The sequence below is a fragment of the Streptococcus sp. 27098_8_99 genome, assembly GCF_041431935.1.
Classification (GTDB): domain Bacteria; phylum Bacillota; class Bacilli; order Lactobacillales; family Streptococcaceae; genus Streptococcus; species Streptococcus parasanguinis_D.
This window is the reverse complement of the sequence record NZ_JAPVYQ010000001.1, coordinates 189,555-202,288: the sequence shown is the minus strand read 5'-3', so window position 1 is coordinate 202,288 and position 12,734 is coordinate 189,555. Positions and strand designations below refer to the sequence as shown.

Sequence of the window (12,734 nt, the reverse complement as noted above, 5' to 3'; positions counted from 1 at the left end):
TGGTCTTTCAAGGACTGTATCAGAGTATAATGCAGGCTGAGGGAGGTAATAGGAAGTAGGCTAGATCAAATATTTAAAAAATAGAAAATTGGGAACAAAATCTCCATCTGGGGACTGATTTTGATGGGAAAATACAGTTTTGCCTTGCTTAAGATAAGATCTGATTGATAGAATGGTAAAAAATTGATTGAGGGGATCTTATGAAAAAACTAGTTTCCTGGTATAAGAAAAAGGATAAGGAATTGGAAACCCATTTCACAGCAGGTCTGTTGCAGATCAATTTTGTGACCAATGCACTGATTCTATTGGTCTTTTACATCTATTTGGTCATTAGTCAGTCGATCTATGCTCTATCGGATCCATTCATCCAATTTAGTGTTTGGGAGATTGTTTCCTTTACGATGAAGCTCTTGCCCTACGGTCTAACCGTAGCCCTCTTTGTCCCCAATATTTTTGTCATTATCTATGGGATTGGGCGGTGGTCCAGCATCCAGTTCAAAGAAGCAGAGGAAGAAGCTCCCAAAGATCCGGATCTGTTTGAAGAGAGAGGGCCAAAGGAAGGAGAAGAGGCAAGAGAAGATGACGCATTCACAATTGAATCACCGAGTCCTAAGCCTATCAAAAAGAAAAAACAACAGCCTACAATTGTTCTTTGGTTTGGACTCTTTGGCTGCTTTCTAGAAGCGATTTTTATTTTCATTGTCAAGGATATGACCTTTTACGAATGGAATGAGCCCTTGATCAATTCTCAGAAACATGCGCTGATATGGTCTGGAGCCTATCCGACCTTCTTCACACTGGCAGCTCTTACTTTACTTGCCTTGATTATCTATTCCTACCGGGATGCGAATTCACTCTCACCACTAGCAAATGTCTTCTGCATCAGTGGCATTCTAGGAGGAGTGGTTCTCCTCTTAGTTTTTGATAATCAACTGCAGGTAGCAAGTTTTCACACCTTTTTCTTACTGATCTATTCCATCCATCTCTTATGGGTTCGCATCAAGGAGTGGCAGGAAGATCGAACAGAGATAAGCTATGAGAATCGTCTGCTTCAATGGCTCCATCAGCTCTTAAATAAATCACGTAACTGGCCATGGCTAGCGGTCCTCATCGCTCTTCCGACTCTTGCCCTTGTTGTCCTCGTTCTCATGCTCTTTGGGCAGCAGCCGGATTCCATGATCAAGGCCTGGACAAATACAGCTGACTGGGCCTTCTCACAAAAGATTCCTCCTCAGAATCTCATCATTGATGAGCATTATCTCTGTACGGTTGCGGCTGGTGGCCATGAAAATGTTGTCAAGCCCCAGCGGATGGGCATCCGCCACGGTCATCCAGTCGTTGTCAATCGCCAGCTTTGTATTGCCAATGCCTTTGAGCAGGTGTTAGAAGAAAAGACGCCACGATTCCATCGCTTCTTGCGTCGCAATTACGACCGCTATGGCTATCCCTTTGCCAAACATATCAAGAAGAAATGGGCTATGGACCTGATCTATTACCTGATGAAACCTTTGGAATGGCTCTTTTTACTGGTTCTTTATCTAGTCGATCGCAAGCCTGAAAACCGAATCGCCATGCAATACATTAAACCGATCCCAGAAGATTTTGAACCCCGTAAAGTTTCTTGAGTTACTGATTTTACTTGACAAGCGAGAAGGAGCGCGATATAATGAGACAAATTTAACCTTTAAGAGGTCCAGAGAGGCCTGCAAGGAAAGACAGAAAAAAGATCAGCAGACGGAGTCTAGCTGATCATTTGTAGGCCTTGCTTTTGCGAGGTCTTTTTTGCTGAAAGAAAGAAGAGGATATCAATGGTCAGTGACAGTTGTAAAAAACGCTTTGGCAAAATCATGATGGAGGAGATGGAGCTCGTCGCCCAAGAAGAAATCGCTCCCCGCATCTATTCTATGGTCTTGAAGGGGGAAATGGTGGCGCAGATGCTGCCAGGTCAATTCCTTCATATCCGCGTCCCTGATGGGTCTAGGCTCCTTCGCCGTCCGATTTCAATTTCTGAGATTGACCGTAAGACACAGACTTGCCGCTTGATCTACCGCATCGAAGGTGGGGGGACAGCTATCTTTTCCCAATTGCCAATCGGTAGCAAACTCAGTGTCATGGGTCCTCAGGGAAATGGTTTTGATCTCACTAATCTCGGTCAAGGTCAGAAAGCCTTGATCATCGGTGGCGGTATCGGTGTTCCTCCTTTGGTCCAAGTGGCCAAACAACTCCATGAGCAAGGGGTGGAAGTTGAAGTGGTTGTCGGCTTTGCGACCAAAGAAGCCGTTATTTTGGAAGAAGAGCTTTCTAAGGTTGCTCATGTCACTGTAACGACAGATGATGGGACTTATGGCACTAAGGGCTATGTCTCTACGGTCATTGATCAGATGGACCAGGAGTTTGACGCTATCTATTCTTGTGGAGCCCCTGGTATGCTCAAATATGTCAATACCAAATTCCATGACCATCCTCGCGCCTATATTTCCATGGAATCGCGTATGGCCTGTGGGATGGGTGCTTGCTATGCCTGTGTGGTGCATTTAGAAAATGAAAGCCAAGCAGCTAATAAGCGCGTGTGTGAAGACGGACCGGTCTTTGAAACCGGTACGATTGTGATGTAGGAGGACCTTATGACAGCAAATCGACTAGCCGTATCCTTACCTGGTTTAGACTTGAAAAACCCGATTATTCCGGCATCTGGCTGTTTTGGTTTTGGTCAGGAATATGCTAAATACTATGACTTAGACCTGCTTGGATCCATCATGATCAAGGCGACAACTGCTGAGGCTCGTTTTGGTAATCCAACGCCCCGTGTCGCTGAGACACCTGCAGGTATGCTCAATGCCATTGGTCTCCAAAATCCAGGGATAGACGTGGTCCTAGCAGAGAAACTCCCTTGGTTGGCTCAGCATTATCCAGATCTACCGATTATTGCCAATGTAGCTGGCTTCTCCAATGAAGAGTATGCAACGGTATCAGGCGAGATCTCGAAAGCGCCAAATGTCAAAGCGATTGAGCTCAATATCTCTTGTCCAAACGTAGACCATGGGAACAACGGCCTTTTAATTGGCCAAGTTCCTGAATTGGCCTATGCGGCTGTGAAAGCAGCTGTAGAAGCGTCCTCCGTCCCTGTCTATGTCAAGTTAACGCCTAGTGTGGCAGACATCACGCAGGTCGCAAAAGCAGCAGAGGATGCAGGGGCGACTGGTTTGACCATGATCAATACCTTGGTCGGCATGCGCTTTGACCTCAAGACTGGTAAGCCCATCATTGCCAATGGAACAGGAGGCATGTCTGGTCCAGCCGTTTTCCCAGTTGCTTTGAAACTCATCCGTCAGGTGGCCCAGTCCACTAAACTTCCGATTATCGGAATGGGAGGTGTGGATTCAGCAGAAGCAGCCATTGAAATGATGATTGCAGGAGCCTCTGCGATTGGAGTTGGAACCGCTAATTTCACCGATCCTTATGCTTGTCCAAGCATCATCGAAGATCTACCACAGGTCATGGATCGCTATGGTATTGACACCCTTGAGAACTTCCGAAAACATGTACGGGAAAATCTACTGTAAATCCTTGACTTTTCCCAAATATCGTACTACAATAAATAAAAACCTTTAAAGCAGTCCAGAGAGGCTCCTAAGGTCTAGACGGTGAATCATGGTAGTTGTTCCTACCTAATTTTCGTGTAACCTTGCCTCGGGCAAGGTTTTTTTGTAGACAAAATGATCAATCAAAAAAGGAGTAATCCATGCGTGAAGAACGTCCTATTATCGCCCTTGACTTCCCAGCTTTCGAGGATGTCAAAAACTTTTTAGAGCATTTTCCAGAAGACGAAAAGTTATTTGTAAAAATTGGAATGGAATTTTTCTATGCAGTTGGTCCTGAAATTGTACATTACCTCAAAGGGCTTGGACACAGTATTTTCCTTGATTTAAAATTACATGATATCCCAAATACAGTCAAATCAGCCATGTCCGTACTGGGGACTTTCGGAGTAGATATGGTGACGGTCCACGCAGCCGGTGGTGTAGAGATGATGCGCGAAGCCAAGGCAGCTCTTGGTGAAGGAGCTAAATTGGTAGCTGTGACCCAGTTGACTTCTACCAGTGAAGAAGACATGCGTGATTGCCAAAACATCCAAACAACGGTCCAAGAATCTGTAGTTAATTATGCTCGCAAGGCACAAGAAGCAGGCTTGGATGGCGTTGTCTGTTCAGCCCATGAAGTAGCCTTGATCAAAGATGCCACTTCATCAGACTTTGTCTGTGTCACACCAGGGATTCGTCCTGCTGGAGCTGAAATCGGCGACCAAAAACGGGTTATGACCCCACAAGAAGCCCATAAAATCGGATCGGACTATATTGTCGTTGGACGTCCAATCATCCAAGCAGAAAACCCATGGGACGCTTACCATGAAATTAAGAGACAGTGGAATAGTTAAGAACGTCTAAGAAGCTATGCTTCAAGACGTTCTACGGAAAGTCCGATGGGATCTTTCCTAAACTATTCACTAACTTAGTTGAAAAAAAATGATCGTTTCTTTCAACTAAGTGTCGGAATTTAAAAAGTCCTATGGGACCTTCCCTAACGCATTCACTAGATTACAGAATAGAAAATGATCGTTTCTCTTCTGTGATCGTCGGAATAATCGGAGCCCGATAGGGCCTTCCCTAAACTATTCACTAGATTTAGAGGATAAAAATAATCGTTTTATCCTCTAAATCGTCGGAACACTAATCGCTACTAAAAGTGAAACTTTTGTACCTCTACGGGAAGTCCTATGGGACCTACCCTAACGCATTCCCTAGATCACAGAAGAGAAAATGATCGTTTCTCTTCTGTGATCGTCGGAATAATCGGAGTCCGATGGGATCTTCCCGAACTATTCACTAACCTGTAATGTTGTTGTTTAAATCAAAAAAATGATTTAATTCGTATATGATTAAAATCGTAAAAAGGAGTCGTCATGTCATTAGCTAAAGATATTGCTAGCCATCTTTTGAAAATCGAAGCGGTTTATTTGAAACCAGAAGAACCTTTCACTTGGGCATCTGGGATCAAGTCCCCTATTTATACAGATAACCGTGTAACCCTCGCTTATCCTGAAACTCGTACCTTGATCGAAAATGGATTTGTAGATAAAATCAAGGAAGCTTTCCCTGAAGTAGAAGTGATTGCAGGAACTGCAACTGCAGGGATTCCTCACGGAGCCATTATTGCGGATAAGATGAATTTGCCATTTGCCTACATCCGTAGCAAACCAAAAGACCACGGTGCTGGTAATCAAATTGAAGGCCGTGTACCACAAGGTCAAAAGATGGTCGTAGTGGAAGATTTGATTTCTACTGGTGGATCTGTCTTGGATGCTGTCGCAGCTGCCAAGCGTGAAGGGGCGGACGTTCTTGGTGTCGTAGCTATCTTCACCTACCAATTGGAGAAAGCAGATAAGAAATTTGCGGAAGCTGGCGTTCAACTTGAAACCTTGTCTAACTATACAGAATTGATTCATTTGGCAGAAGAACAAGGTTACATCACTTCTGAAGGTTTAGAGTTGTTACACCGTTTCAAGGAAAACCAAGAAACTTGGCAAAATAAATAATATAACTGAAGCGTTTCTAACGCTTCTTTTTTATACTCTTTTCACTAGTTGGTGGTTAACTTGAATCTCAAAGTAAAATCCGGTATGATAGTAGTAATTATTTTTATGGATGAAGGAAAAACTATTTTTAAGGGAGAATAAGATGTCAAAAGAAGATTATTTGCAAATGAAGAAACAGGCTCGGGTCTGGTTTACCGTTAATATCGTCATCAGTTTGATGGCTATTGCGGGAGGAATTTTAGTGGTCATTAGTAAATCACGTCATATCCCATTTTTATTGATGGCCTTGGGGGCACTGACTTTGATGAACCAAGTCTTGGTTACCCCTGCTTTCAACGCCAAAAAAGAAGCTGAGGAAGAACATCCAGACTGGAAAGTCTTGTCTACTAAAGATACTAAAATAACTACGGAGAATCTGCAGAAAGGTTTTTTGGTATCAGCTACGGCTCTTCTGATTGTCATTATTGGCTTCTTCATGTTCTATCGTCCTCTTCCGACAACAGACGCAGGAACTGAAGTGATCAAAACCTATCGCGAGATCCAGTCTGTGCCAGAAAATTCAACAGAAAAAGGATCTAGCACAGTCTCTAATTTAACTCCGAAAGATGTTCAAACCTTACAAGAATTGAAAGAAGAAATCGAATCTAATGTCCCATCAGATTCAAACTCACTGGATATCAACAAAGCAAAAGACCTTGCTGAAAAGGCACAGCAACAAAAATGGTTGAAAAGAGGAGAATAAGATGACTTTTCAAGTGGTTTGAAATCAACTAGTTTATGTGAAAGGGTAAAAAACAAATGACAGTAACAACATTCTGGCTTAGTTTGGGAATCTTGACCCTTGTTTTCTTGATCATGCTGCTTATCTTTTACACCTTGTATCGCCGTGAAATAAAAGTGAAAACAGAATCAACCGCAAAAGTTCTGGGAGAAGTAGTTGCTTTTGATTCCAAAAATCAACTGCTTATTTCTCTGCCTGTGGTGGAGTATCAAGTCGAGGGTGAAAGATACCAAAAGACATTCACCTATACTTATTTTAGGGAGACTTCTTCCAAATCTAGGCAGGCCAATGTTTTCGATAGAACCTATGTTCTTGGAGCCGGCAAAAATCTGGATTTGCAGATGATATTCCCAATCGGGTCTCCCATGACAGTCTTTTATAATCCAGTCGACCCACAGATCGGTTTTGTCGAACGATATGCCGGCTTAGTCGGTTTCTATAAAATCGGAATGATTCTAACGGTTGGGATTTATCTTGTATTATTATGTATTTTAATTCTAGTATTTTAGGTCTGTTAGTTAAGGTTAAGAGTAAAAAATTGCTTCGATAAAATGAGTATGTTTATAAATTACATTTCAGAACAACTTTTCTTTGCACTTTACTGTTGATAGTCAGTCCAAAACAGCAGAAATGCTGTTTTTTTGATATAATGAACCTATGTTATCGAAAAGTAAACGTATTCTATTTGGGATGCTTCATGTTGTCATGTTGCTAGTGATGGTCCACTGGTTCTTGATCAGTGTGACCTATCTGAGAGAGATTTCATGGCTAGCCATTTTAGGTGCTGGATTGCTATTTCTGCTAGCCTGGCTGAAACGCGATGGGCTAAAGAGTGCCTTTGCTTGGTTGACCCGGCATAAAAAAGGCTTCTTGCTTGGAGCGGTTGTCTTTCAGTTGATTGTCATGGTCTGTGCGGAGCTCTTTATCCGTCGGGATGCCGCGGTTGTTTTCAAAGGGGCTTTTGATCTTCTTAAGCAATCCTCTATCACCAACTACCTCAGTCGCAATCCCAATAACATTCCGCTCTTTCTTTACGAGAAGTTTTTCTATGTCTTATTTGGCTCTAGCGGTCTGTGGGTTATGCAGGCTCTCAATATCCTCTATGTCAATCTGGGTGCAGTCCTCTTGTACAAGCTGTCCCAGAAGCATTTCAATCAAAAAACGGCTGATCTGGTCTATCTCCTCTATGTGAGCTTGATCTGTTACTCGCCGTATTTCTATTCCATGTATACAGATATTCCGCCGCTTCCTTTGATCGCTCTTCAGTTATGGTGGGCCTTGGATCTCTTAAAGGAAAACCAAGAAAGCATCTCCTGGAAGAAGATTGTTGGCTTGGGGATCTTATCTGGCGTGACCATGTTGATCCGTCCAACGACCATTATTGTCATGATTGCCTTTTGGGCTATCCTCTTCTTTAGAGGAAACTGGAAGGCCTTTGGCAAGATTGCTACGGTGACAGTGATGATGACGGGCTTTGTCTTTGCTGGATTGAATACAGCGGTCAATCATCAAACAGTTGTGCCGATTCTGAAAGAAGAAGGACTTGCCAAAGGACCACTCTTGTTTATCAATCTGGGCTTGACGGATATGGGGCATAACCAAGAAGATATGAAAGAAGGCTTGCTAGCCTATATTGATGAGGATAAGCGCTCGGATTACAACAATGGCCTCTTTAAAAAAGAAAATGTGATCAAAGAAATCAAACGCCGTCTCAAGGAATACGGACCGTTCGGTTTGATCGGGCATATCTACTACAAGCAATCCTTGACGGTAGCAGAAGGGACCCTCGGTTGGCTTTACCGAGATGTAGAGTATGAGAAGACGCCTTTTATCAATCCTCTCTATGCACCTCTGACTAAAAATAATGGTTTGGCAAAATGGGTGCGGACCTATTTCCTCAGCATTGATCGACCGCAGTACAAGTATTATGAATTTGTCAAGCAGCTGATCTGGATCGTCCTATCGGCTGGTTTGGTTGGAGCTTATCTCAAACGTCGAGATACAGATGATTTTAACTTCCTTTCCTTAGCGGTCTTTGGTGGTTTGCTCTTCTTAACCATCTTTGAAGGTGGGAAAACCCGCTACCTCATCCAATTCTTACCGCAAATTTTACTAGTCGCTTCGATCGGTCTAGCAGGATTTACCAAGAAAGAAAATACATAAAAGCTCTAGCTTGTTTGACAGGCAGAAAAAGAGGTTGGACAAAATTGTCCAGCCTCTTTTTTATCCAGTGGATCTGCGCCAAATGTGGTATAATGGAAGGTAAGAATTTATTGGATAGCGGAGAGTTTCCATGCAGCATTCACCCTGGCATGAAGCCATCAAGTCCCATCTTCCAGAAGGGTATTTTCACCAGATCAATGACTTTATGAATGAAGTCTATAGCAAAGGAGTGGTTTATCCACCGCGTGACAAGGTCTTTAAGGCCTTGCAGACGACAGAGATGGATCAAGTCAAGGTTTTGATCTTAGGCCAAGATCCCTACCATGGACCGGATCAAGCGCAGGGCTTAAGTTTTTCTGTTCCGGATCATGTACCAGCGCCACCTTCTTTGCAAAATATTCTCAAAGAATTGCGCTCAGATATTGGAGAGAAGCGTTCCCATGATCTGACCTCTTGGGCAGAGCAAGGAGTGCTCTTGCTCAATGCCTGCTTGACAGTGCCAGCTGGTCAGGCCAATGGCCATGCAGGACAAATTTGGGAGCCTTTCACAGATGCTGTGATCAAGGTGGTTAATGAGTTGGAGGAGCCTGTTGTCTTTATCCTCTGGGGATCTTATGCCCGTAAGAAAAAGCCGCTGATTACACAAGATCGACATTTGGTCCTTGAATCAGCTCACCCAAGTCCCTTATCGGCCTACCGAGGATTCTTTGGTTCCCAACCCTTTTCAAAAACCAATCAATTTTTGAAAGAGGCGGGACGCGAGCCGATTGATTGGTTAAGATAGGAGAAAGAAATGCCACAATTAGCAACGATTTGTTACATTGACAATGGGAAAGAATTTCTCATGTTGCATCGCAATAAAAAGCCCAATGATGTCCATGAAGGTAAATGGATCGGAGTTGGTGGAAAATTAGAACGCGGGGAAACCCCACAGGAGTGTGCGGCGCGTGAAATTTTTGAGGAGACCGGCCTTAGAGCCAAGCCAGTTTTGAAAGGGATTATTACCTTTCCGGAGTTTACTCCAGATTTGGACTGGTACACCTATGTCTTCAAGGTAACAGATTTTGAGGGAGAACTGATCGAGTGTAACGAAGGGACCTTGGAGTGGGTACCTTATGATCAAGTCCTCTCAAAACCAACCTGGGAAGGGGACCACACCTTTGTTGAGTGGTTGTTGGAGGATAAACCCTTCTTTTCAGCAATGTTTCGCTATGACGGCGACCGCTTGTTAGAGTCGCATGTTGATTTTTATGAATAAAGGAGAATGCAATGGTTGTCATTAAAAATGGTCGCGTAATGGATCCCAAGACTGGCTTGGATCAAGTCTGTGATCTTCGCATTGAAGGAAAGAAAATTGTAGAGATCGCTGAGAACCTCCGAACGGATGGACAAGAGGTCCTTGATGCCTCAGGTCTAGTGGTAGCTCCTGGTTTGATCGATGTGCACGTGCATTTTCGTGAACCTGGCCAAACCCATAAAGAAGATATCCATACGGGTGCTTTAGCAGCAGCTGCGGGTGGGTTTACCCGAGTGGTTATGATGGCCAATACCAATCCGACCATTTCAGATATTGCTACCTTAGAGGAGGTCTTAGCTTCTGCAGCCAAGGAAAATCTCCACATTCATACAGTTGCGACGGTGACCAAGAATTTTGACGGTCAACACCTGACAGATTTTGAAGGCCTGCTTAAGGCTGGTGCGGCTGGTTTTTCAGATGATGGGATTCCCCTTCAAAGCACCAAGGTTGTCCGCCAAGCCTTGGAAGAAGCTAAGCGTCTAGGAACCTTTATTAGTCTGCATGAAGAAGACCCTGAGTTGAATGGCATCCTTGGGTTGAATGAAAACATTGCCAAGGAACATTTTCATGTTTGTGGGGCGACGGGTGTAGCTGAATATTCAATGGCAGCGCGGGATGCCATGATTGCCCATGCGACAGGTGCTCACCTCCATATCCAACACCTTTCTAAGGAAGAAAGTGTCAAGGTTGTGGAATTTGCCCAAGGATTAGGAGCTCATGTGACGGCAGAAGTGGCACCTCAACACTTTTCGAAAACAGAAAGTCTGCTCTTGACTAAAGGAAGCAATGCCAAGATGAACCCACCTCTTCGCTTGGAATCAGATCGTCTAGCAGTGATTGAAGGCTTGAAGTCAGGCGTCATCTCCGTGATTGCGACGGACCACGCGCCTCACCATGCGGATGAGAAGAATGTTCCTGATATTACCAAGGCACCATCTGGAATGACCGGTCTTGAAACCTCGCTTTCTCTTGGTTTGACCTACTTGGTCCATGCAGGACATTTGAGCCTCATGCAATTGCTTGAAAAGATGTCCTATAATCCAGCACGTCTCTATGATTTTGATGCCGGATATATTGCTGTGGATGGACCAGCAGATTTGACCCTCTTTGATCCGGAAGCAGATCGTCTGGTATCGGATCATTTCGCTTCAAAAGCTGGAAATTCACCATTTGTGGGTGAAACATTAAAAGGGAAAGTTGCTTATACTATCTGTGATGGACAAGTGATTTTTCAAGGATAAGCGATCGTATTCATATGAATCTTAAAAAAATGATGCAAGGCTTGGTTTTCTTTTTAACCAGCCTTCTTGTCTTTGTCTTTCTATTTCGTGCTTTGCTACCAACTGCGTCTCCTCGTATGACCAAGCCCAAAACGGCTGCGAAAGAAATCACCTATACTTATGTAGCTCTAGGAGATTCACTGACCAAAGGTGTTGGAGATAGCACCAAACAAGGGGGCTTCGTGCCTATTCTTGCCCAAAGTCTGTCCAATGAAAATGACGGCCAGTACCAGCCTGTCAACTATGGTGTAGCTGGAAATACAAGTGCTCAGATTTTAGATCGACTCAAGGAGCAAACAGACCTTCAGAAGGATCTCAAGAAGGCGCATGTCATGACCTTAACGGTTGGCGGAAATGATCTACGCAAAGTCGTTGTCGATCATCTGAGTGATTTTTCTCTATCAGATATCCAAAAACCGCTCAAGAATTATACAGTAAACCTCAAAGAAATTATCACAAAAGCAAGAAAGGACAATCCCCATCTTCCTATTTATGTAGTGGGGATCTACAATCCTCTTTACCTGAATTTTCCTGAATTAACCAGTATTCAGACGGCTGTAGATCGTTGGAATGAGACGACAGAAGAAACCATCGCGCAATTTGATCAGGTCTATTTCGTTCCTATCAATGATCTGCTATATAAAGGAATTGATGGCAAAATGGGCGTGTCAGAAATTAGTGACGGAAAGACAACCGTTATCAATGATGCCCTGTATGAGGAGGATAGTTTTCACCCCAACAATACGGGCTATGAAAAGATAAAACAAGCAATATTGGAGAAAATCAATGCCACGAAGAAAACTTGGACTCAAAAATAATCCCATCAAAGAGAAGATTCCCTTCCTTCAAAAAAATAATATTTGGAAATGGTTGTTTTTAGGCTTAGTCAGCCTTCTCTTAGCCTTCGCTTTAGTCGTGCAAGGACGCTTAGCAACGCCAAGAGAAGATGTTAGCCAGCTCCATCAAGCAGTTGGCACCAAAGATGTCAAAGTTGGAACTATGACAACGACTCGTGATCAACTCAATGATACCATCAAATCGCTTCTGAAAAAATATAAGCTGTCCGACTACAAGGTCTATGCAGATAATCAGCAAATCCTCTTAGAGGGACAGTTGAGTCTCTTAGGAAAGGACTATCCCTTATATATTTACTTTCAACCATCCAAGTTGGAAAACGGGAATATTCTCTTAACAGTAAAGGATTTTTCAGTCGGAACTTTTCAAATTCCACAAAAAATGGTTTTGCGGCTTTTAAGCAAAAATAAAAATATCCCAGATTTTATCCAGATTTCGCCAAAAGAGTCTACCATCACCATTGTATTACCTGAAATTGATAATGACTTTGGAATCTATGTCAAGGCCAATACCATTGATCTCTATAATGACAAGATCGTTTTTGATTTGTATCAGAAAAAGTAGGGCAAAAGGGGATAGTTTGTTTCTATTCAAAAAATTCAGAATATTATAGAAAATTCTTGACATTGTTTTTTCCCTATGCTAAAATACTAAACAAGACATTGAACAAAGGAGAAAGTCAAACATGAAAACAGCTAAGTTTATTCAATTTGCTTTGTTGTTGAGGTATAAGGGCTAGTGCAGAAGCATTAGTCCTGTTTGGCT

13 protein-coding genes are annotated in these 12,734 nt (G+C 43.1%); all 13 read left to right on the top strand.

What is annotated here, in order from left to right; translation table 11 throughout:
- The first annotated feature begins 200 nt into the window (after positions 1-200).
- Positions 201-1,625 (top strand): DUF6688 domain-containing protein, encoded by a 1,425-nt coding sequence (locus O3605_RS00940; protein ID WP_049497357.1) that lies wholly within the window; start codon positions 201-203, stop codon positions 1,623-1,625.
- Between the two features lie 183 nt (positions 1,626-1,808).
- Positions 1,809-2,615: a dihydroorotate dehydrogenase electron transfer subunit gene (locus tag O3605_RS00935; RefSeq protein ID WP_371585070.1), complete on the top strand. Its 807-nt coding sequence runs from the start codon at positions 1,809-1,811 to the stop codon at positions 2,613-2,615.
- Between the two features lie 9 nt (positions 2,616-2,624).
- The gene (locus tag O3605_RS00930) at positions 2,625-3,563 is read left to right on the top strand and encodes a dihydroorotate dehydrogenase (RefSeq protein WP_049497900.1); all 939 of its coding nucleotides are present in this window, start codon (positions 2,625-2,627) and stop codon (positions 3,561-3,563) included.
- Positions 3,564-3,742: 179 nt separating this feature from the next.
- Positions 3,743-4,435: an orotidine-5'-phosphate decarboxylase gene (pyrF, locus tag O3605_RS00925; RefSeq protein WP_013903499.1), complete on the top strand. Its 693-nt coding sequence runs from the start codon at positions 3,743-3,745 to the stop codon at positions 4,433-4,435.
- A gap of 525 nt (positions 4,436-4,960) precedes the next feature.
- Complete coding sequence (gene pyrE / locus O3605_RS00920) at positions 4,961-5,593, top strand: orotate phosphoribosyltransferase (protein WP_003003338.1); 633 nt, start codon at positions 4,961-4,963, stop codon at positions 5,591-5,593.
- A gap of 142 nt (positions 5,594-5,735) precedes the next feature.
- Positions 5,736-6,335 carry a hypothetical protein gene (locus O3605_RS00915; protein WP_049497899.1) on the top strand — a complete coding sequence of 200 codons (600 nt, stop codon included), beginning with the start codon at positions 5,736-5,738 and terminating at the stop codon, positions 6,333-6,335.
- 56 nt (positions 6,336-6,391) lie between these two features.
- Positions 6,392-6,883, top strand: a complete 492-nt coding sequence (locus tag O3605_RS00910) for a DUF3592 domain-containing protein (protein ID WP_049497898.1) — start codon at positions 6,392-6,394, stop codon at positions 6,881-6,883.
- Between the two features lie 148 nt (positions 6,884-7,031).
- Positions 7,032-8,537, top strand: coding sequence for a glycosyltransferase-like membrane protein (locus tag O3605_RS00905; protein WP_049497897.1), 1,506 nt, complete (start codon positions 7,032-7,034; stop codon positions 8,535-8,537).
- A gap of 130 nt (positions 8,538-8,667) precedes the next feature.
- A complete protein-coding gene (locus O3605_RS00900; protein WP_021153111.1) occupies positions 8,668-9,321 on the top strand; it encodes a uracil-DNA glycosylase in 654 nt (217 codons plus the stop codon).
- Positions 9,322-9,330: 9 nt separating this feature from the next.
- Positions 9,331-9,795, top strand: coding sequence for an NUDIX hydrolase (locus O3605_RS00895; RefSeq protein ID WP_003003493.1), 465 nt, complete (start codon positions 9,331-9,333; stop codon positions 9,793-9,795).
- A gap of 11 nt (positions 9,796-9,806) precedes the next feature.
- A complete protein-coding gene (locus O3605_RS00890) occupies positions 9,807-11,075 on the top strand; it encodes a dihydroorotase (RefSeq protein WP_049497896.1) in 1,269 nt (422 codons plus the stop codon).
- A 14-nt stretch (positions 11,076-11,089) separates the two neighbouring features.
- Positions 11,090-11,932: an SGNH/GDSL hydrolase family protein gene (locus O3605_RS00885; RefSeq protein ID WP_049497895.1), complete on the top strand. Its 843-nt coding sequence runs from the start codon at positions 11,090-11,092 to the stop codon at positions 11,930-11,932.
- A complete protein-coding gene (locus O3605_RS00880; protein ID WP_371585069.1) occupies positions 11,901-12,533 on the top strand; it encodes a YpmS family protein in 633 nt (210 codons plus the stop codon). The genes O3605_RS00885 and O3605_RS00880 overlap by 32 nt, the downstream gene beginning before the upstream one ends.
- The last annotated feature ends 201 nt before the right edge of the window (positions 12,534-12,734 follow it).

What these genes read in the sequence shown, in the direction of transcription:
- pyrE (WP_003003338.1), top strand. Translation starts at nt 4,961, where the DNA reads ATGTCATTAGCTAAAGATATTGCTAGCCATCTTTTGAAAATCGAAGCG.
- O3605_RS00930 (WP_049497900.1), top strand. Translation starts at nt 2,625, where the DNA reads ATGACAGCAAATCGACTAGCCGTATCCTTACCTGGTTTAGACTTGAAA.
- O3605_RS00900 (WP_021153111.1), top strand. Translation starts at nt 8,668, where the DNA reads ATGCAGCATTCACCCTGGCATGAAGCCATCAAGTCCCATCTTCCAGAA.
- O3605_RS00915 (WP_049497899.1), top strand. Translation starts at nt 5,736, where the DNA reads ATGTCAAAAGAAGATTATTTGCAAATGAAGAAACAGGCTCGGGTCTGG.
- O3605_RS00880 (WP_371585069.1), top strand. Translation starts at nt 11,901, where the DNA reads ATGCCACGAAGAAAACTTGGACTCAAAAATAATCCCATCAAAGAGAAG.
- O3605_RS00905 (WP_049497897.1), top strand. Translation starts at nt 7,032, where the DNA reads ATGTTATCGAAAAGTAAACGTATTCTATTTGGGATGCTTCATGTTGTC.
- pyrF (WP_013903499.1), top strand. Translation starts at nt 3,743, where the DNA reads ATGCGTGAAGAACGTCCTATTATCGCCCTTGACTTCCCAGCTTTCGAG.
- O3605_RS00910 (WP_049497898.1), top strand. Translation starts at nt 6,392, where the DNA reads ATGACAGTAACAACATTCTGGCTTAGTTTGGGAATCTTGACCCTTGTT.
- O3605_RS00885 (WP_049497895.1), top strand. Translation starts at nt 11,090, where the DNA reads ATGAATCTTAAAAAAATGATGCAAGGCTTGGTTTTCTTTTTAACCAGC.
- O3605_RS00940 (WP_049497357.1), top strand. Translation starts at nt 201, where the DNA reads ATGAAAAAACTAGTTTCCTGGTATAAGAAAAAGGATAAGGAATTGGAA.
- O3605_RS00890 (WP_049497896.1), top strand. Translation starts at nt 9,807, where the DNA reads ATGGTTGTCATTAAAAATGGTCGCGTAATGGATCCCAAGACTGGCTTG.
- O3605_RS00895 (WP_003003493.1), top strand. Translation starts at nt 9,331, where the DNA reads ATGCCACAATTAGCAACGATTTGTTACATTGACAATGGGAAAGAATTT.
- O3605_RS00935 (WP_371585070.1), top strand. Translation starts at nt 1,809, where the DNA reads ATGGTCAGTGACAGTTGTAAAAAACGCTTTGGCAAAATCATGATGGAG.